Source organism: Nodosilinea sp. E11 (genome assembly GCF_032813545.1).
In the GTDB taxonomy this organism is placed as follows: Bacteria; Cyanobacteriota; Cyanobacteriia; order Phormidesmidales; family Phormidesmidaceae; genus Nodosilinea.
The window spans coordinates 3,351,097-3,367,340 of the sequence record NZ_CP136520.1; the positions used below are offsets into that span (position 1 = coordinate 3,351,097).

Annotated in this window: 17 protein-coding genes; 9 read left to right on the plus strand and 8 right to left on the minus strand. The window is 53.7% G+C overall.

The genetic code is table 11. From position 1 onward, the window contains the following. The first annotated feature begins 744 nt into the window (after positions 1 to 744). The 4 genes from RRF56_RS16990 to crtC all read left to right on the plus strand — a co-directional run bounded on the left by RRF56_RS16990 (position 745) and on the right by crtC (position 3,775). Positions 745 to 1,464 carry a hypothetical protein gene (locus tag RRF56_RS16990; RefSeq protein WP_317034368.1) on the plus strand — a complete coding sequence of 240 codons (720 nt, stop codon included), beginning with the start codon at positions 745 to 747 and terminating at the stop codon, positions 1,462 to 1,464. A gap of 82 nt (positions 1,465 to 1,546) precedes the next feature. Continuing rightward, on the plus strand, positions 1,547 to 2,200 hold the full coding sequence (locus RRF56_RS16995) for a hypothetical protein (protein ID WP_317034369.1): 654 nt from the start codon (positions 1,547 to 1,549) through the stop codon (positions 2,198 to 2,200). Positions 2,201 to 2,243: 43 nt separating this feature from the next. Beyond that, positions 2,244 to 2,870 carry a hypothetical protein gene (locus RRF56_RS17000; RefSeq protein WP_317034370.1) on the plus strand — a complete coding sequence of 209 codons (627 nt, stop codon included), beginning with the start codon at positions 2,244 to 2,246 and terminating at the stop codon, positions 2,868 to 2,870. 14 nt (positions 2,871 to 2,884) lie between these two features. Further along, positions 2,885 to 3,775 (plus strand): cyanoexosortase C, encoded by an 891-nt coding sequence (crtC, locus tag RRF56_RS17005; RefSeq protein WP_317034371.1) that lies wholly within the window; start codon positions 2,885 to 2,887, stop codon positions 3,773 to 3,775. 93 nt (positions 3,776 to 3,868) lie between these two features. Here crtC and RRF56_RS17010 read toward each other — a convergent pair whose 3' ends face one another. After that, the gene (locus RRF56_RS17010; RefSeq protein WP_317034372.1) at positions 3,869 to 5,800 is read right to left on the minus strand and encodes a primary-amine oxidase; all 1,932 of its coding nucleotides are present in this window, start codon (positions 5,798 to 5,800) and stop codon (positions 3,869 to 3,871) included. Between the two features lie 298 nt (positions 5,801 to 6,098). Beyond that, a complete protein-coding gene (locus tag RRF56_RS17015) occupies positions 6,099 to 6,995 on the minus strand; it encodes a phytanoyl-CoA dioxygenase family protein (protein ID WP_317034373.1) in 897 nt (298 codons plus the stop codon). Between the two features lie 268 nt (positions 6,996 to 7,263). Between RRF56_RS17015 and RRF56_RS17020 the strand changes: the two genes are divergently transcribed. Further along, entirely contained in the window at positions 7,264 to 8,007 is a 744-nt protein-coding gene (locus RRF56_RS17020; RefSeq protein ID WP_317034374.1) for an ABC transporter substrate-binding protein, read from the plus strand. A 290-nt stretch (positions 8,008 to 8,297) separates the two neighbouring features. Then, a complete protein-coding gene (locus tag RRF56_RS17025; protein WP_317034375.1) occupies positions 8,298 to 8,852 on the plus strand; it encodes a DUF2267 domain-containing protein in 555 nt (184 codons plus the stop codon). A gap of 208 nt (positions 8,853 to 9,060) precedes the next feature. On the opposite strand, the gene RRF56_RS17030 is transcribed toward RRF56_RS17025, so the two are convergent. Beyond that, positions 9,061 to 9,465: a hypothetical protein gene (locus RRF56_RS17030; protein WP_317034376.1), complete on the minus strand. Its 405-nt coding sequence runs from the start codon at positions 9,463 to 9,465 to the stop codon at positions 9,061 to 9,063. A gap of 209 nt (positions 9,466 to 9,674) precedes the next feature. Beyond that, positions 9,675 to 9,983 carry a hypothetical protein gene (locus RRF56_RS17035; RefSeq protein ID WP_317034377.1) on the minus strand — a complete coding sequence of 103 codons (309 nt, stop codon included), beginning with the start codon at positions 9,981 to 9,983 and terminating at the stop codon, positions 9,675 to 9,677. A 106-nt stretch (positions 9,984 to 10,089) separates the two neighbouring features. Here RRF56_RS17035 and RRF56_RS17040 point away from each other — a divergent pair, with 106 nt between their 5' ends. Beyond that, positions 10,090 to 10,317 (plus strand): helix-turn-helix transcriptional regulator, encoded by a 228-nt coding sequence (locus tag RRF56_RS17040; protein ID WP_317034378.1) that lies wholly within the window; start codon positions 10,090 to 10,092, stop codon positions 10,315 to 10,317. Positions 10,318 to 10,446: 129 nt separating this feature from the next. After that, positions 10,447 to 10,818, plus strand: coding sequence for an REP-associated tyrosine transposase (locus tag RRF56_RS17045; RefSeq protein ID WP_410510627.1), 372 nt, complete (start codon positions 10,447 to 10,449; stop codon positions 10,816 to 10,818). Positions 10,819 to 11,230: 412 nt separating this feature from the next. On the opposite strand, the gene RRF56_RS17050 is transcribed toward RRF56_RS17045, so the two are convergent. Together RRF56_RS17050 and RRF56_RS17055 are read right to left on the minus strand one after the other, a co-directional pair. Next, complete coding sequence (locus RRF56_RS17050) at positions 11,231 to 11,833, minus strand: hypothetical protein (RefSeq protein WP_317034380.1); 603 nt, start codon at positions 11,831 to 11,833, stop codon at positions 11,231 to 11,233. After that, a complete protein-coding gene (locus RRF56_RS17055; RefSeq protein WP_317034381.1) occupies positions 11,806 to 12,756 on the minus strand; it encodes an HNH endonuclease in 951 nt (316 codons plus the stop codon). The genes RRF56_RS17050 and RRF56_RS17055 overlap by 28 nt, the downstream gene beginning before the upstream one ends. Positions 12,757 to 13,030: 274 nt before the next feature. On the opposite strand from RRF56_RS17055, the gene RRF56_RS17060 reads away from it, so the two are divergent. Beyond that, positions 13,031 to 13,807, plus strand: coding sequence for an SDR family oxidoreductase (locus RRF56_RS17060; protein WP_317034382.1), 777 nt, complete (start codon positions 13,031 to 13,033; stop codon positions 13,805 to 13,807). Positions 13,808 to 14,140: 333 nt separating this feature from the next. Here RRF56_RS17060 and RRF56_RS17065 read toward each other — a convergent pair whose 3' ends face one another. Next, the gene (locus tag RRF56_RS17065) at positions 14,141 to 15,415 is read right to left on the minus strand and encodes a vWA domain-containing protein (protein ID WP_317034383.1); all 1,275 of its coding nucleotides are present in this window, start codon (positions 15,413 to 15,415) and stop codon (positions 14,141 to 14,143) included. Continuing rightward, the gene (locus RRF56_RS17070) at positions 15,412 to 16,089 is read right to left on the minus strand and encodes a MerR family transcriptional regulator (protein ID WP_317034384.1); all 678 of its coding nucleotides are present in this window, start codon (positions 16,087 to 16,089) and stop codon (positions 15,412 to 15,414) included. Before RRF56_RS17070 ends, RRF56_RS17065 begins: the two co-directional genes overlap by 4 nt. Positions 16,090 to 16,244 lie beyond the last annotated feature (155 nt).

Here is a 16,244-nt window from a genome sequence, read left to right on the forward strand (position 1 = left end):
GGGATAGGCTGTAGTCAGCGATACTGAACTACCATTGAAGGGTTGAATAACGTCCCATAAGCTCTTAAGTTGTGGCCGAGCCAGGTGCAGTTCTAACCCTTACTGACCCGCAATGGGATGTGCCACATCTACACAGAAACTGCGCCACCTGACGTCATCGACCATGCCGCTGTGGAGGTTGACTAAGCTGCCGTAGGCTCCCTGCCCCGTACCACTGTCTCCAAATGGCGTGAAACTGTGGACTGCAACAGCGCTAAGGCTTTGGCTGCCCGATGTCTTGCACTACATCCGTTGATTGAACTTGGCCTTGGGTTGCGCTCCGTTTGACTCAACCTACCTCTAACATTGTGTCAGTCAATCATTCCAACGACCCAGCTAGAAGTCTTACAAAGGTACGTCAGCTCTACGGCTTGCCTTCACTCTGCACCTTGCCAAGCACAATGGAACCGAATTTTTACGGATCTATCTCTACCACAAGAACCGTAACTACCCGGATGTTGCAGGAGTACCAGCTATCTAGGATAGGTAATATCAGTAGGTCTCCTCCCTCCAGTTTCTTCCTAAGCATCTCCATCTAACTCCTAGCCAGCTTGACTCAGCACTGCTTACTAATAAGTTGATTCAGCATGGCTAACACTCAGGGCTCTACCACCATCTCATCTAAAATACAAGCAAAGGACTGCATCGAGACCAAGCAGCCTGAGCGTTTGTTCGGTTAATGGGTAGACTCTCAAGTTTCACAAAATGAATTCAAAAATACTTCTTCAGGGAATTACTCTAACAATTTCATCCCTACTTTTAGCGCCCCTATCTGCGCAGGCGCTAACGATCTCAGGCACCTTCACCGATGCCAATGCTTGGCAAGACGCTCTAACGGGTAGCGGCCAAGATTTCACCTTGGAAAACCGTAGCTTAGCGGGGCTAGACTGTTCTCCCTATACCAACGGCAGCAATTACTCAACCCTGAGCAATTTCTGCAATACCGGTATCACTAGCCAGTTGAAAGTTAACGATGTGCTTTCAGATCCAGAAGCAACTTTGACGACAACTAACCTGACTAGCCATGGCATCGATGGCAGCGGTTATAGCGTTAGCTATGGCACTACCGGAAAACAAACTATTTCGGTGGTTTGGTCATTTCCAGAAGCTGTTCAGGGTTTGTTTTTAGATTTCACCTCCAGTGCGTTTACCAAAGATACTCAAATTGTTGTTACGGGCATTGATGGAATCTCTCAAGTTGTAGCCGTTCCAAACCGATCTGCGACCTGGGGCTTTATTGCTGACACAGCCATCAGCACTATCGAGTTTATCGCCACCCGCAGTGGGGATGAGAACTTTAGTGTCGCTTCTCTAACTATGGCTACAACTGGCAATGGCACCACTACTGTACCTTCTCCCCTTTTAATTCCAGGCTTAGTAGGATTTGGTGTGGCTGTTTTTCGTAAACAAAAATCGGTGTCTTAGCCTGGTAGCAGTCGCCAGTCTTATTGGGCCAAGATGGCGACCCCATAATCTTTTGACAACTTGCTATAGGCCAGATATCATCATGCGCCAATTTAACGATATTGCAGACCAAGATAGCTCCATAATTCATTCTTTGACACTGATTGCCAGCTTGATTTGCATCGTTGGCTTTAGTCTAGACATGCTGTCTATTAGTTTAGGATTAGCTTTAGATTCGATTGAGTGGCGGATGGGATTTGTCCAGCAACTGGGAGAGCGCTGCATTATACTGCTCTTTGGAGCCGCCCTACTATGTCACAGTTTGCAAACAACGCCTGCGCGACTTAAACAAATTGGTTGGCTTTGTTGCGTACTGGGTTTGTGGATTAGCTTAAGCAGTCTTTTTTATCTACAAGATAGCTTCCGATTTAAAAGCTTAGCCCTTGAAAACCTGGTAAATCAACAGCAAAATCTCACGCAAGAAATTCAACAGTTTTCGCCCCAGCCTACGGAAGCGTTAGGGGCAATCATGGATCCAGTTCGAAAAGAGCAGGCTGTCAAACTTTTGGAGGAAAGAACCCAAGAGCTATCGGCGATCGCAAAAATTCGAATTCGAAAAACAGTTGCCAGGACCTTTTTTAGCCTTTTGCTGACTGGTATGGGTTTAGGTGCTTTGGGGCAAGTATCTGCCCGGTCAGTGCGATCGCTTGGGATGGCAAAATACTCCGGAAAAGCGCTTCAGTTGGTTGAAAAATGAACTGGAAAAGTAATCGTTTTTCTTATGCTTAAGGTGGAGTTTAATGGCTAACACGCAGATGCCTTGGCAAGCCCAAGGAGTAGTGACGACTCAGAAATTGGCATTTATCGTCAGTGGTATTTGCTTAATCGGATTCGTCATTGATATTTTGGTGATTGGATTGCCGCCAAATCCGCTGTCGCCTCAGTGGCGGCTCAATTTTTTGCAACAGGTTTCAGAACGAAGCCTGCTGCTCTTTGTTGGCAGCGCTTTACTGGTCTATAGCAAGTTAAATAGCCGCTTGCAACAGTTAAAGGTAATGGCGATAGGTTGTGTGTTAGCAGGGCTTTTACTGGGGTTGTCTAGCCTGCTAGTCATTAAAGATACCCTGACGTTGCAGCACCAGGCTATAGCTAATCTTGATACCCAAGCATCTGAACTACGGGCTCGTATTACCCAGGGCCGAGAAGATCCTGCCTTAAACCAACAGCTTGATGATGATGCCTTTACCAACGCCATTCGTAGTGTTGATAATCAAGCCACAATCTTGAAGCAAGATGCCCAGATTGGTTCAATGAAAACACTGATCTCATCGTCTGGGAATCTTTTGCTAGTCGGTGGAGGCTTAATTGGCGTCGGCCGGCTAGGTCTTTTGAAAAGCCTTGGCAGAAGACGATTGCGACGGGCTTAGCCAGGTTGAATTAAATGATAAAGTCCTGTTTTAAGTTTTATGCAGCATATCCCAAAACGCCCCATACTGTGATTGTTTCCTTGGGCTTGTTTGTGGGCCTGTGCTATTTGCCCAGTTGGATACGTTTTCTAGTCCTTCAAATTTACCAGTATGGTTCTGGTAGCTTTACTCTGGCGGTTTGCCTGGCAGCGATTGGAATTATCAAGCTTTGGCAAAATCGGTACTCCCTGGCAGTGGTCGATTCTTTAGAGGCCGATCGCTGGCTGGGGCATTGTTTGATTGTTGTTGGTATACTAAGTTTTCCCTTTTGTCGATTTTCGCTTTGGTCACAAGCATTCCTATGGCTTTTTATCTTGATCGGTGTGGTAATTAGCTGTTGGGGAATAGCTTTTTTTAGCACATATTCTGGTATTAGTTGGGCTTTTGCGCTGAGTGTATATCCTAATCCTGGCCATATTGCCGGCACACTATGGCAAACACTGCTGCCCGCCCGGATATTGGAATCATCAATGGCGTGGGTGACAACCACTGTTTTGCGCTGGGTAGGGCAACCGGTTGTGGTGTCTGGGCCGTTGGTTTTCTTCCCACATCACACCGTTGAAGTAAGTTGGGGATGCAATGGTTTTGATACGGCCTTGGCCATGCTAGGGGCTAGTTTGTGCTTGGGTTGGTATCTAGGCTTTTCAAACTATAAAATCTTTCAGCTCAGCTTTATCGGCATTGTCCTTGCCTTTCTGGTCAATATTCCTCGTTTGGTGCTGATGGCTTTGGCCGCTGCCTATTGGGGAGCCGATATATTTGATTTTCTGCATGGCCCTTGGGGTGGGCAAATTTTTGTAACTGTTTTACTCGGAGGGTATTACTATCTTGCGCTGAGGCTGTCCCCTGCATCAGAAGGCTCTTGATTGGGTGTTGTGGTCCTTGGCGTGAGCGCCCAAAAGTCAGTGCCCCCAGTATTCTCATACTACGTAAAGGAGACTGGAGGCACCTATTTGGTCTTAGTTGCAACAGCTGTGTTTGCTAGCGGCAGGGGGCACATCGTTGGCCGGGTTTTGATCAAAGAAATTGAGCGGCTTGAGCATGAAACCGACGTAGGCCGTAGGCATTACTGGCCAGTCTTCGGCGCGGGGCACGTGGGTGTGGGCAAAGGTATACCACACCACTAGGTCGGTATTGTCTACCGGGCGGTTGGCCTCAGTCCATTTTGGTAGTCCTTCACCGCCGGGGTGTTGGTTGGGGTAGTCGCCCGTCGGAAATTTTTCGTCGGGGGCGTAGGGGGTGACCCATAGATGCTTGCCCATGTAGCCGGCCCGCTGCATCACGCTGGCCCCTGGTCGGGCCAGGGGCAGGGTGTTTTCGCCCGGCATCAGCTTGTAGGCCGTGGGGTAGCCTGCGGCATTGGTTTCGGTGGGGTTAACGATCTTCCAGTACCGGGCTTTGATCGGGTCGATCAGGCGCTGGGCCTCCAGTTCGGTGGCAAGCAGGGTCGATTTGGCGTAGAAGGCGTTGCCGTAGGGGTTGAGGGCCTCGTCTGCCTCCGGTTCGACATCCACTTCGTAGACGGAGTTTTGCAGGCCGTCGATGCACATATCCATGCGCACGTTGAAGATGTGCTGGTGGGCAGGGGCGTAGAGCTGCGGGGCGATCAGGGTGCCGTACTTGGGCACTTCGCCGGGGGGGACGGCTGCGGTGCTGAGCATACCCGTCAGTTTGACTTCGTACTGAATCGTGCCGTCCTGGTAAAAGTACCAGAAGAAGCCATACTCGTAGTTGCCCACGGTGGCGATAAAGGAAACGACCAAGCGGCGCGATCGCCTCACTTCAGTCTCGTTGGTGCGCCAGTCCACATGCTTCCAAAGAATGCCAAAGTCTTCTTCGTGGAGGCAGACGGCGTGCTCGATCTGGGCCACCTCGCCGCGCGAGTTGGTCATAAAGGCATCGAAATAATAGATTTCGCCCAGGCAGTCGCAGCCCAGCTTGAGGGAGTTGGCCAGGGTGCCGACGCCGTATTCGCCCACGTCAAAGGCATTTTTGCGGTAGTGGTGGGGCTGGGGGTCGCCGTAGGGCACGGTCATCTCGGCCAGAGAGGCGCGGTAGAGAATGGGCCGCTCTTCGCCACCGTCGTTGTAGCTGACGGTGTAGAGTACCAGCCCCTCGCGAGGGGTGAAGCCGATGCGCATTTTCCACTTTTGCCAGCGGATTTCGTGGCCCTCGACGGTAAAGCTGGGGCCTTCGGGCTGAATGATTTCGAGCGGCTTGAGGTCGGTACGAAAGTTTTTGATGTACTCCTGGGAGTAGTTGGCCGACTGGGGCGGCAGGGGCACTACGCCGTGGTCTTCGACCCGGATGACCTCCATTTTGTTGAGATCGACCACAGGAATGACGCCTTCGATTGGGCGGGCGTAGCCGTTGTCAGTGGGGTTGGCCCGCACCCAGCAGAGGGCACGGGAGAGGCGTACACCCTCTTCGTCGTCTAGTCCGTAGTGACCCGCCGACCAAGGGTCAACCATGACTAAACTGGGGTCGGTAATGCCACGCTTGGCGATCGCCTCAATGAACTCCGGGCAAGCCTTGACCGCATTCTCACACTCGATAAATTCATCCAGCATGATCGGCGGCTGCACGCCGGGGATATGTTTCCACGAGATGACGGTGCCCGCCGTGAGGGAGACGATCGATTCGTAGGTTTGGGCGGTGGCGTTGTCGAGAATGATCGCAAAGGCTTCGCGGACAATGGCATCCCCCGGCTTAAAGCCCAGCACGGTTTCCTTGGCAGGCTCATTTAGGGTAACGGTGGCGAAACGGGTCGTTGCTCCCAGAGATTTCTCCTGGCGCAGAATGGCGACGGCGGCGGCAATTTCTGCTGGCGTTAGAGGTTCTAGGGGATGGGCAACGGCGATCGCGGTCGGTCGTTCTTGGGCGATGGTCATGGGATACGCTCCTGTGGGGTAGTTGAATGGATCCTGTAAGGTGGGCACTGCCCACCATTACTCTGAGCTACAAACTGCACAACCGCTTGGTACTATGCTTGACGTGACGAAACTTCTGCTGGCGGTGCGATCGCAGCATTTTGGGTGAAATGTGATCGACTCTGGCCAGGGTGGTGGGCACTGCCCCTACAGGGTGAAAATGCCATGGGTGAGTAGGCGAATGGGTGGGTTAGGCCCTAGGTCGCTGTGGGGGAGGCCTAACCCACCATCAGAGAATTTTGCCAACAACCCAAAACCGCTAGGCGATCGCCATCTCGGCCCCCAACGGGTCTTCGCAATACTCGGCTAAGTGCGGGCTGCGGTAGCCGTCGCTGCGCCACAGAATCGGGAAAAAGCTCTCATCCATTTCGGTATGGCCTACCCGCTTGTAGCGCCCGTAGATGTAACCCTGGGGGTTGGTGGGGTGAAACTGGGCACTGGCGGGGAGGGTGTGCAGGCCAATGCTGCGGAACATGCCCTCGGTGCGGGTGGTGGGGCCGAGGCCGTGCCAGGTGCGCCCGTGGTGAAAGGCGCAGCCCCCAGCGGGCACATCGACCACCACCAGCTCAGGTTCGGGCACGCCAGCATTTTCAGCCGCTTGCAGCATCGCCCAGCGGTAGTCTTTGGTGGGGGCGTGGAACTCGCCCTCAACGCTGGAAATCGGCCACTGGTGGGAGCCTTTAGCATAGACCAGGGTGCCGTCGGCGGCGGTGGCGCGATCGAGGGCGACCCAGCAAGTCATCATCTCGGCAGGATTGAGATAGTCGATGTAGACGCCGTCTTGGTGCATGGCGATCGCCTGGGCACCGGGGGGCTTCATCCACAGGCTGTCTTGACCAATGCGGGCACCCTCCCACCCCGCTAGCGTGGCGCTGAGCCGACCGATTTCTGACGAGAGCACCAGGCTGGCGATGGTGCGATCGCTCTTCCAGCCATTGCAGATTTCGCGGGTGATGTCGGGCAGACTCATACGCGGTCGCCAGTGCCACTCGTCCGGAAAAATGCCGGTCTCAAACTCGCCGTGAAACATGGGTTCCAGACGGCTGGCTAGGCGTTCGGCAAAATTGGGCGGCAGAAAATTTTCCAGAATCAAAAAGCCGTCGTTTTGAAACTGCTGAATCTGCGCGGGGGAGAGCTGAGTGGGTTGATAGTCCATTGCAAACCGAGTCTCTGGAGCAGGAAACACAGCGGGTCGAGCGAGTCTGATCTACAGGAATTTGGTGGTGGTGGGCCTTGCCCACCCTACGGGAGCAACGGTCGGTAGGGTGCATGCGTGTGAAGCACAATGCACCACAGGGATTCATCTCGAAAGGGGATGCATTGCTGCCCGTATGCACCCGAATGAGCTGAATTTGACTCAGCTGAGTTGACAAAATCGGGGGTGACCGATGTACTTGTCATAATAAGTTTTCCCCCCAAACATTATGTGTCCCTCGTTACCCACCACCGAATCTTTGACTAGCCTCACCGTTGAGCCGGGCGTTTTGCATATTGCCACCAGTGACTTCGATGCCCGCCCCATGAGCTTTATCACCGCCAACGGGCAGCGCACTGGCTACGAGCCCGAGTTAGCGCGCGCGGTTTGCGCCCAGCTGGGCCTTACCCCTGTGTGGCACAACTTGCCGATGTTCGAGTTTTATACTTGCTTTGCCACGGGCAAGTACGATGCGGTGTGGTTTAACCAGGCAATTACGCCAGAACGCCAGCAGCTGGTCAACTTTACCGAGCCCTACGGTTTGTTTGACGAGGCCGTGCTGGTCAAAAAAGGTAGCGGCATTGCCTCAGTGGGTGACCTGGCAGGCAAGCGGGTGGGTGGTTTGGCCGACAGTACCAACATTGCCCTAGTTGAGGGTTTTCCGGGGGCGACAGCGGTGCCCTACCCCGGCAGCGACCAGGTGCTACCCGAAATGCTAGCGGCACTGCGGGCGGGAGAGATCGACGCGCTGATTGATGACGAACTGGTGCTGGTGGCCGCCGCCGAAGACGATGCATCCCTAGAGATTGGGCTGACGCTACCGACCCGAGTGCCCTTTGCGATCGCCACCCCCAAAGCCAACCCCACCCTGCGGGCAGCGCTCAATGCCGCGATCGCCGCCACCCTGGCCGATGGCACCCTGGGTGAACTCTGGGCTGAATGGATTCCTTGGAAGCCGTTTCCCTTTGAGTAGCCCAGGTTGACCTGCCTGGGTATAGCTATAGTCACCTGGGTTAGGACATCCACAACCCTAGAAACGTTCGAACGTTCAAACGCTCTTGAGGAAATGTCTTAACCGGACTGGCTACAGCTATAAATTAAGCGCCAGCCTACCCCTGCACGCAGGCCAGTAGGACAGTCGCAGCGGCGACAAAATCTCTACCCCTTGGCCCACCCATAGCTTGCCCCTGTGAAGGAGGTGAACCAGCCAGAACTTGCTTAACCTTTATTGAAAGAAGATGGTTATCAATAAAGGAACCAACGATGGTAGATGAAGCTGTAAGAGAAATACCAGAACGTGATCCGACTGAAACAGAAGATTCTAGACTGGCGATCGCCGATAAAGATCGCTCTTTTTTGGAATATGTCATGGTTGAAGGAGGGTTCGCTGAGCCCTACGATGCTAGAGACTTTACCGAAGTTGTCTTTCGCGTCATGCGCGACTTAATGACAACCGAGTCAGCCGATCGGGTGGCCGATGAACTGCATGAAGACGTCATGCCAACCGATGAAAAAGCTTTGCAAATGGAAGTCACCGATCTGTGGAAAGACACTAATCCCCTGGTCGGATTTCTGAGCCGGGTGCGCCCGCCTTGGCAAGGCCCAGGCATCTTTAAAATTGACTCCGATCGCTTCTTCTTCCGAGTAGCCAATGAGGGCGGTTTGCGCCGCGATCCTACCCATAAGGATGCCGAGCGCAAGCGGGCAGTAAAAGCCGTGTTCTCAGCAACTAAAAAGGAGCTGTCCAAAGAGCGGATTCAGGAAATTGCTACCTGGCTGCCCGAAAATGGCGTTCGCGAACTCTGGGATCAGGCGTAGAAATTATTCCTCTAAAATATGACCTTGAGGTGCGCTACTGCTCTGCAATGGCGCACCTTTTTTTGCGATCGCACGCTTTGGAATGAACAACCGAGTCATATAGCCGTAGCCGACGTCGTTAGGATGTTTTGCAGCAGTGCCCACGCTACAGCAGCTACAGGCGCTGGATTTAAGTTGGCGTCTGCTTTTTCTAGATGTCGCCTAACGGTTAGGGGCTGACCGGTCGAATGGGGCCGTTATAGAGAATTTGAAAAGTCCGGTCTGAGTTTACCAGCACCTCTGTTTCAAAGGAGAAGGTGGGGTTGCCGTTGATGTCTCGATCTTCGGGGCGAAAGCCTCGGAAGGTAAACAACAGGGAACCATCCTCGTTGATCACCATGGGGGCATTTGCTGTGGGGCCATGCATGGCGGGTTCGGCCATGTAGTTCCCTAGCCCCCCGTTGGCGGTCTCGGCAGCGGCGCGGGCGATGTTTCTGCTGCGCATGAGGAAGATTTGGTCTACGGCACCCTGGGGTGGGGGACTGGCAGGGGCAGCGGGAGACTGGGCCGGGGCGCTGGTGGGGGAAAGGCTTACTACACCCAGGGCGAGGGCTAAGACTAACCAGTATCGCATGGCAAAATCTACTAAAGGACAGGACGATATCGCATAACTGTTTCTCTCAGTGGTGACTGCATCTCCGGGGCAGGGGCTGGGGTTAGTCGACCGCTAGAGAAATCGGTATGACGGCAGGTAAATCTGCCGCAGCACCCCAACCAACTATAGCGATTCTGAGCAAAGAGAAAGGCAAGGGGTAGGCCAGTGGATTGCCAGTGCCCACCTACCTACTCTCTCGGCAAAAACTTGACCAGGGCTTTCATGACTTCACCAGGGGCGAACTGCAAGGGCCTATCGGCGTTGGGGGCGCTGAGAAAGTCTGTCCACTCGAAGATTTCGGCAAAGCCGAGCTGGTGAAGGGCGACGACAATGGAACTGACGGACTGCTTGCTGCCAATGACGAGAATTTTGACGGGTTCGCGATCGGGGTGGGGGTAGCTGTGGAGTTTGAGGGTGAGTTCAAGGTGAATTGGCCCAGCAGATTCGGGGTTGAGGATGCGGGCACTGTAGCGGGCGGTAGGAGATTGATCTTGCATAATTCTGTCAACCACTAGGACGTTAAAAAGCAGCCTATCTGCCTAGTGGTTGACTGTCAACCACTAGGATGTGTCTGGATGGGTAAAACTCTGAAACCATGAACGCATGGGAAAAGCAGGCAAAGCGCTCAAGCAGGTTTTAGCGGATTACAGCATCAGCCAGTTTGCGCTGGCGGGGACTATGGATGTAGAGCGCAACAATGTCTACCGCTGGGCAAACGAGAAGCGCGATCCAACCGCTGAAACCGTTGTTGAAATTGTCAGAGCACTAAAATCTATGAACCCTGAAGCGGCTGAATTTTTTGTCAAGCTTTATCTAGGCGACGAAATTTGACCCGTAGGGTGGGCATTGCCCACCATCCACCCTCGCAACTAACCAGGAACCCTAAACCCGTTCATTCCTGTCCATCCCCATGCCCGACTGTCGCCGCACCTACACCCCCAGCGGTGCCGTCTTTCTCCCCTGGTAACATTTAACCGCAGACCGATTTTTGCCAATCCAGAGAATGTGCAACGGTTGCGTTGTGTCACGGCTACCGTAAAAGCCGAAATGCCTTTTGACGTTACAGCGGCGGTGGTTTTGCCCGATCACCTTCATCTTTTGTGGACTCTGCTACCGGATGACGGCAATTACTCGAAGCGGGTGGGGCGGTTGAAGGTGCTATTTACGCGATCGCTACGGGGTAGCGACGCATTACCCCAAGATGTTTGCCTACCGCGACAGCGGCAGCGAGAAAGTGATGTGCGGCAACGACAATTTTGGGAGCACCAGGTCCGCGATGAGGCAGATTGGGTGGGGCACTTGAAATTTGCACTACAATCTGATGAAGCATAGGTTGGTGAGGTGCCCACATGAGTGAGAGTTTTCGGTGATTTGTGGGAAAGGGGGTGTGTGGGGAGGATTAGGGATGTGGGGATGTGGATTTTGTGGGGGAGGGATTGGATGTTGGGGAGTGAGGGATGTGTGGTAGGCAGTGCCTATTTACAGAATTGGGTTCCTCCAACGCTCCATCGAAACTCTGCAACTATATTTTAGTGAAAGCCTTCAAATCTAAATTGTGTTGGCGTTCTGAAACTTTCACGGTGAACATCAAAATTGAATTTTTCAATTAACTCTTTCTCTCCACTATAACCATTATAAGTGATTTTTAATTCCCAGTTTTCCAATGAGAGTCCCTCCCAGTCATCGGGTAGTCTTTCGCCAGAAACATTAGCCGCAATTGTAAGAAAAAGATATTCAAATTCTTCTAAACATAAAGATTAATTTCTATTTCTCGATGGCTGGCTAGTTTTTCCTTGAAAATTTCACTCGTAGCAGCAGAGAGGAAGTCTTCATTTAAACTTTTAAATATTCTTGGATCTGATACAACCCGCCTTTCATTCCCATAGCCAATAACTTCTTGCAAAGAGATCTCCATTGATTTGATTACTATTTTCTTGGTAGCAAAAATCTCGATTTCAACTTGAACCCCATAGTCTACATTTGGAATATAAGATCTTATTTTTCTCTTAAGAATTTTGACTTGTATGTCATTGGCGACACTCAACATGCTCGATAGAGTATTACTTCTTAATTTTGTGTTTGGAAGCTCCCTCTCGAAAGATCGAAGATACAAGACAAAAGGAATTAAAAAACCAGTGATTATTGCAAACTGAGATTCGCCACTAGAATCAGAGGAAATCCACTTCCATGCAAAATAGGCTGTAGAAAGAGCAAGAAAAACTATCAGGAAATCATAAATTGCTTTTTTCTTGTTCTTTGTCAATTGACTGAAATGGGCTTTCACTTTTAAGTTTCCCTGGATACTTTTAGGATTTGATGCTAAATACTCCATCTCTTTCGATGCCACCTCAACCCCTCTAAGCTTGGGATGAATCTTTCCTTCCTCGGTAAATCAATCCACTCTCCCTTAAATGTCATCATTCCTCGGCTCTCTGCCGCAGCCTCCTCCGTGAATCGATCCCATGGAACCAAAATGCGGTAATTATCATCGATCCCAAACCAGCCGTGGTCGAAAGCCCAGTGGTGGTTTTTGCAGAGGGCGATGCCATTTACAAACCGATCATCCCGAAACTCAGAGAATGGTTGAATGTGTGCCCCATCTACCATATTCACCCCATCCCAACCCACCACTCGCACCTTGCAAAACGCACAACGTTGGTCATACAGCTTCACCACATTGCGGCGGAAGGCGGCATTACGGACAAAGATCCGGTCTTCATCCCGTAAGTCTTCGACGTTGTAGGTTGCCCCGCCCGAGTCAAATAGCGATCGCTGCACCGCCTCAAACTCGTCATACTTAAACGCCTCCGCAATCTCCCCACCCCGATCTGTAAACCATGCCTGGATCAAAATCGTGGTTAGCTCCGTGCGGCTCTGGGGGTTTTGCAGCAGGGCAAACAGTTCCCCATCCAGGTAGGCATACTTCACCGCCGATCGCAGCGCTGGCAGCGATCGAATCTTCACCTTCGCCTGTATCGCCGCCTCAAAGCCGGGGTTCGGCATCAGATGCCAAAACTTATCCCCCGTCAGGTGAAAAAACGGCAGCGCAATAGTCGAGTGGTGATCGCTAGCCACAAACTGGTGCCAAAACTTGAGAAAATTTGCCGTCAGCTCCGGCGACAGGTAGATCTCATTGCGGCTAAGTAACCCCTTCTCAAACAGATCTAGCACCGTCAGCAGCAAGATCGGCTTGTGGGGAGCCGTGCCCCGAGCCTTGTCAACCCGCAGGTTGGCAAACTTCTTGGCATAATAGGTCAAATCTTTGGTCAAAATCGGTGGCTTTGGGGTCAGGCATCGTCGGGCCTGGCTCCAGTCATAGCGCAGGCATCCCTAAAGTACTCCAGCAGGTCTTAAAATTCATCAGTTCTTGCACTTTCCTGATCTTGGTCGAGCAAAACATCGAACAGGTCTTCATCCACGCAGGCGTAGGCGATCGCCCAAGGCTCATGCTCTTGTTGCTGGTTTAGAGCGAGTTAGGAGAATGAGTGAGCGCCCAGACCCTAGACTAGAGGCTCAGTAATTGGCAAACCGAGTCTAAACCCCAATGACCAATCCCCTTCAAGTGCTTGTAACCGGTGCCACTGGGCGCACGGGCGCATTAGTCGTCCAAAAGCTCCAGCAGCGACCCGCGCAGTTCACCGTCCGAGGCTTTGTCCGCTCTGGGCAAAAGGCCAGCGATCGCTTCGGCACCACCGTCCCTCTCTACATCGGCGACATTGCCCAGCCCGATACCCTCTCCCCAGCCCTGGCCGGTTGCGATGCCCTGGTCATTCTCACTAGCGCCATCCCCCAAATGAAAGCCCCACCCAAGCCAGGCCAGCGGCCCGAGTTTATCTACCCCGAGGGCGGCACCCCCGAGCAGGTAGACTACCACGGCCAACTTAACCAAATCGCTGCCGCCAAAGCCGCCGGAGTGAAGCACATCGTCCTTGTCGGCTCCATGGGCGGCACCAACGAGCAGCACCCCCTCAACCGCATGGCCAACGGCAACATCTTGATCTGGAAGCGCAAAGCCGAAGCCTACTTGATTAGCTCCGGCCTCGACTACACCATCATTCGCGCCGGAGGGTTGCAAGATCAGCCCGGCGGCCAGCGAGAGTTAATCGTCGGCAAAGACGATACCCTCCTAGCCCATCCCCCCGACGGCATCCCCACCTCCATTCCCCGCGCCGATGTGGCCGATGTGGTGGTGCAGGCATTGCTAGAACCAGCGGCCCGCAACAAAGCCTTCGATGTGATTTCGAAGCCAGAGGGCAATCCTGGGGCGGTGGTCACCACCGATTTTGGGGCGCTATTCGAGCAGACCACCCCAGGGCTCTAGCAAAACTTTGAACGCTTCAACCTCATGGGATCCCCCTAAATCCCCTTAGAAAAGGGGGCTTTAATTCCGGTTCCCCCCTTTTTAAGGGGGACCAGGGGGGATCCTCAAGGACTACCGCATAGATGCTATAAGGTGTGCTGTGGCGAAGCCCAACGCACCTTAGGTCTGGGCTTGGTGCGTCACGCCGGGCGATGACGCACCCTACGATAAATGTCACTAAAATAAGCTGAAATCAACCCTCCCCAATCGCCGAAAGCATTAATTTGCCCTAGGGTGGGCACTGCCCACCCACCTTATTTCAGTGACATTCCACCCCACGATAATCAAAGCGTTCTATTTAGAATCCATCGATCGCCGGGGCTTAGATTTGCCCGATCGCGACAGGTTAAACGACTGCGAAAACGCCTTCTTGCGGGCGCTGGTCACATTACCGCTCTGGTAGTCAGCTTCTAAATCTTCCAGAATAGATTGCTCTTCTAGCAGCGCCTCACTGGGTGCCATCGCGGCCATCTCCATCCGAGCATTGGCTAGGGACATACTAGCGGCAGCATAGTCGCCCCGGTCGGAGTACATGACCGCTTCGCGACGGGCGCGAGCCGCCATCAGCAGAGCTACCTGCTCTTGCACCGCTGGGTTGGCCGGGAAATCGCTGAACTGCTCGGGGCTCACCAGGGGTAGTTCCAGCCCCGCCCGCAGCACCTGCCGACCGGGCTGTTCCGCGTCATCCCAGGCGAGGCGCACCTGCATCAGTTCGCTGCTTTGGCTCAATGCGGGCACCTGCAAACGCACCACCACCTGAATGGGCGCACCCACCATCAGGTTGGGCAGTTTGTAACGCCGGGTGTCGGTTTGCTCAAAGTCATTCAGTACGTCCATGACCGTGACGCCATTGTTCGGCTTAATGCCGAGGCTGACCCGCTGGCCCAGAGTAGCGGCTAGACCCGACAGCTCGGTTTCAAAAATCGTCGGCAACTGCTCGGCAGACTCGATGTGGAAAAAGTTGCCGTCGCCGCTGCGGGCCATTGCCGCCAGCAAGTCTTCGCTGTAGTCGTCGCCAATGCCCAGGGTGGTAGTGCTGACACCGTGCTGGGCCAAACCGTGGACATCGCTGGCGATCGCATCTGGTCTAGTCTCCCCCACATTGGCCAGTCCGTCAGAGAGCACAATCACCCGGTTGAGCTGGGCGGGGTTGAGGTACTGGCTCACCTGCACCCCACCTTCGACCCAGCCCGCGTGGAGCGCAGTCGAGCCCCGCGAGTGGACATGGCGCAGCTTCTCTAGCAGGGTGTTTTTGTCGGTAGCTAGGGTGCTGGGCACTAGGGTTTCAATGCGATCGTCGAAGAGGACGATGCTGATGCGATCGCAGGGCAGCAAATTCTCCACGGCAAAGCGGGCGGCCTCGCGGGCGTAGTGCATCTTTTTCCCCTGCATAGAGCCAGAGCGATCGATCGCCAGGCTGAGGTTGAGGGGTACGCGATCGGCCTTGAGGGTGACGGCTGGGGGCGTGATTCGCACCAGCACATCAAGGGTCATGGGCTGCTGGGTGACGATCGCCCCGTGGAGCGGAATCAATTCGACGGTGGGGAGAGCGGGTTTAGGTTGGGTCATGGTGGCCTCTGGGTGGATTTAAGGTGGGTGAGATGGTCGGCAATCAGCTGGAGCAGACTGTCCCGCTCGTGGGCGGTGGCAGGTGCCACAAAGTCTTGGCGGACATGAAGTTCTAGACCGTCGAGAATCTCTAGACGAGTCCAGGCTTGGGGGGGAGATGCGGGTGGGGCAGTGGGGGCCGGTGCCGCCAGGGGAGCCTGAAAAGCTCGACTGGCAGTGCGCTTGGGCGATTGGTCTGATGGTGAGGATTCCCTGCGTTGGCCTTTGGCCGGGCCTTGCCCATCGCGAATTTGAGCTAAAAACGCCAGCGCCGGGTTTGCCGCCTCCACCGTCAGCTGCACGCCGCCTTGCAGAATGTCTTCCAACGCCGTATCCGCCTGACCGCCAATCAGGCTGCCGATGGAGCTAGCGCTGTAGCCTTCCGCCAGCAGACGGCGCAGCACCAGCAATTGCAGTAGATGCCGGTAGGTGTATCGGGCTTCGCGCCCCTGCTTAAGGGGCTTGTCTAACCATCCCTGAGTGGTGTAATAGCGCACCAGCCGAGGATTCACCGGTTCTTGCCCGCGATTTCCAGAACTCTGGTCGGGCAAAAACTGGGGCAGCAGGTCGTTGGTCACCTCAACGAAGCGATCTAAGACCATCTCGGGCTGTTGCTGGGCAATCTGTTGCAACATGCTCATAGGCCCATAATAGACACTTGCAAATTAAACTGTCAATGACGCATTTTGCTGTCACTGTCTTTGGTAGCTACGACATCCCCTGTCGTTCTGATCACTGGTTGTTCGTCGATGGCCCGACTTCGAACCCCGTCCAACGTGGTTGAATACGC

Bases quoted from the DNA above. Each gene is read 5' to 3' on its own strand.
- RRF56_RS16990 (WP_317034368.1), top strand. From the start codon at position 745: ATGAATTCAAAAATACTTCTTCAGGGAATTACTCTAACAATTTCATCC.
- RRF56_RS16995 (WP_317034369.1), top strand. From the start codon at position 1,547: ATGCGCCAATTTAACGATATTGCAGACCAAGATAGCTCCATAATTCAT.
- RRF56_RS17000 (WP_317034370.1), top strand. From the start codon at position 2,244: ATGGCTAACACGCAGATGCCTTGGCAAGCCCAAGGAGTAGTGACGACT.
- crtC (WP_317034371.1), top strand. From the start codon at position 2,885: ATGATAAAGTCCTGTTTTAAGTTTTATGCAGCATATCCCAAAACGCCC.
- RRF56_RS17010 (WP_317034372.1), bottom strand. From the start codon at position 5,800: ATGACCATCGCCCAAGAACGACCGACCGCGATCGCCGTTGCCCATCCC.
- RRF56_RS17015 (WP_317034373.1), bottom strand. From the start codon at position 6,995: ATGGACTATCAACCCACTCAGCTCTCCCCCGCGCAGATTCAGCAGTTT.
- RRF56_RS17020 (WP_317034374.1), top strand. From the start codon at position 7,264: ATGTGTCCCTCGTTACCCACCACCGAATCTTTGACTAGCCTCACCGTT.
- RRF56_RS17025 (WP_317034375.1), top strand. From the start codon at position 8,298: ATGGTAGATGAAGCTGTAAGAGAAATACCAGAACGTGATCCGACTGAA.
- RRF56_RS17030 (WP_317034376.1), bottom strand. From the start codon at position 9,465: ATGCGATACTGGTTAGTCTTAGCCCTCGCCCTGGGTGTAGTAAGCCTT.
- RRF56_RS17035 (WP_317034377.1), bottom strand. From the start codon at position 9,983: ATGCAAGATCAATCTCCTACCGCCCGCTACAGTGCCCGCATCCTCAAC.
- RRF56_RS17040 (WP_317034378.1), top strand. From the start codon at position 10,090: ATGGGAAAAGCAGGCAAAGCGCTCAAGCAGGTTTTAGCGGATTACAGC.
- RRF56_RS17060 (WP_317034382.1), top strand. From the start codon at position 13,031: ATGACCAATCCCCTTCAAGTGCTTGTAACCGGTGCCACTGGGCGCACG.
- RRF56_RS17065 (WP_317034383.1), bottom strand. From the start codon at position 15,415: ATGACCCAACCTAAACCCGCTCTCCCCACCGTCGAATTGATTCCGCTC.
- RRF56_RS17070 (WP_317034384.1), bottom strand. From the start codon at position 16,089: ATGTTGCAACAGATTGCCCAGCAACAGCCCGAGATGGTCTTAGATCGC.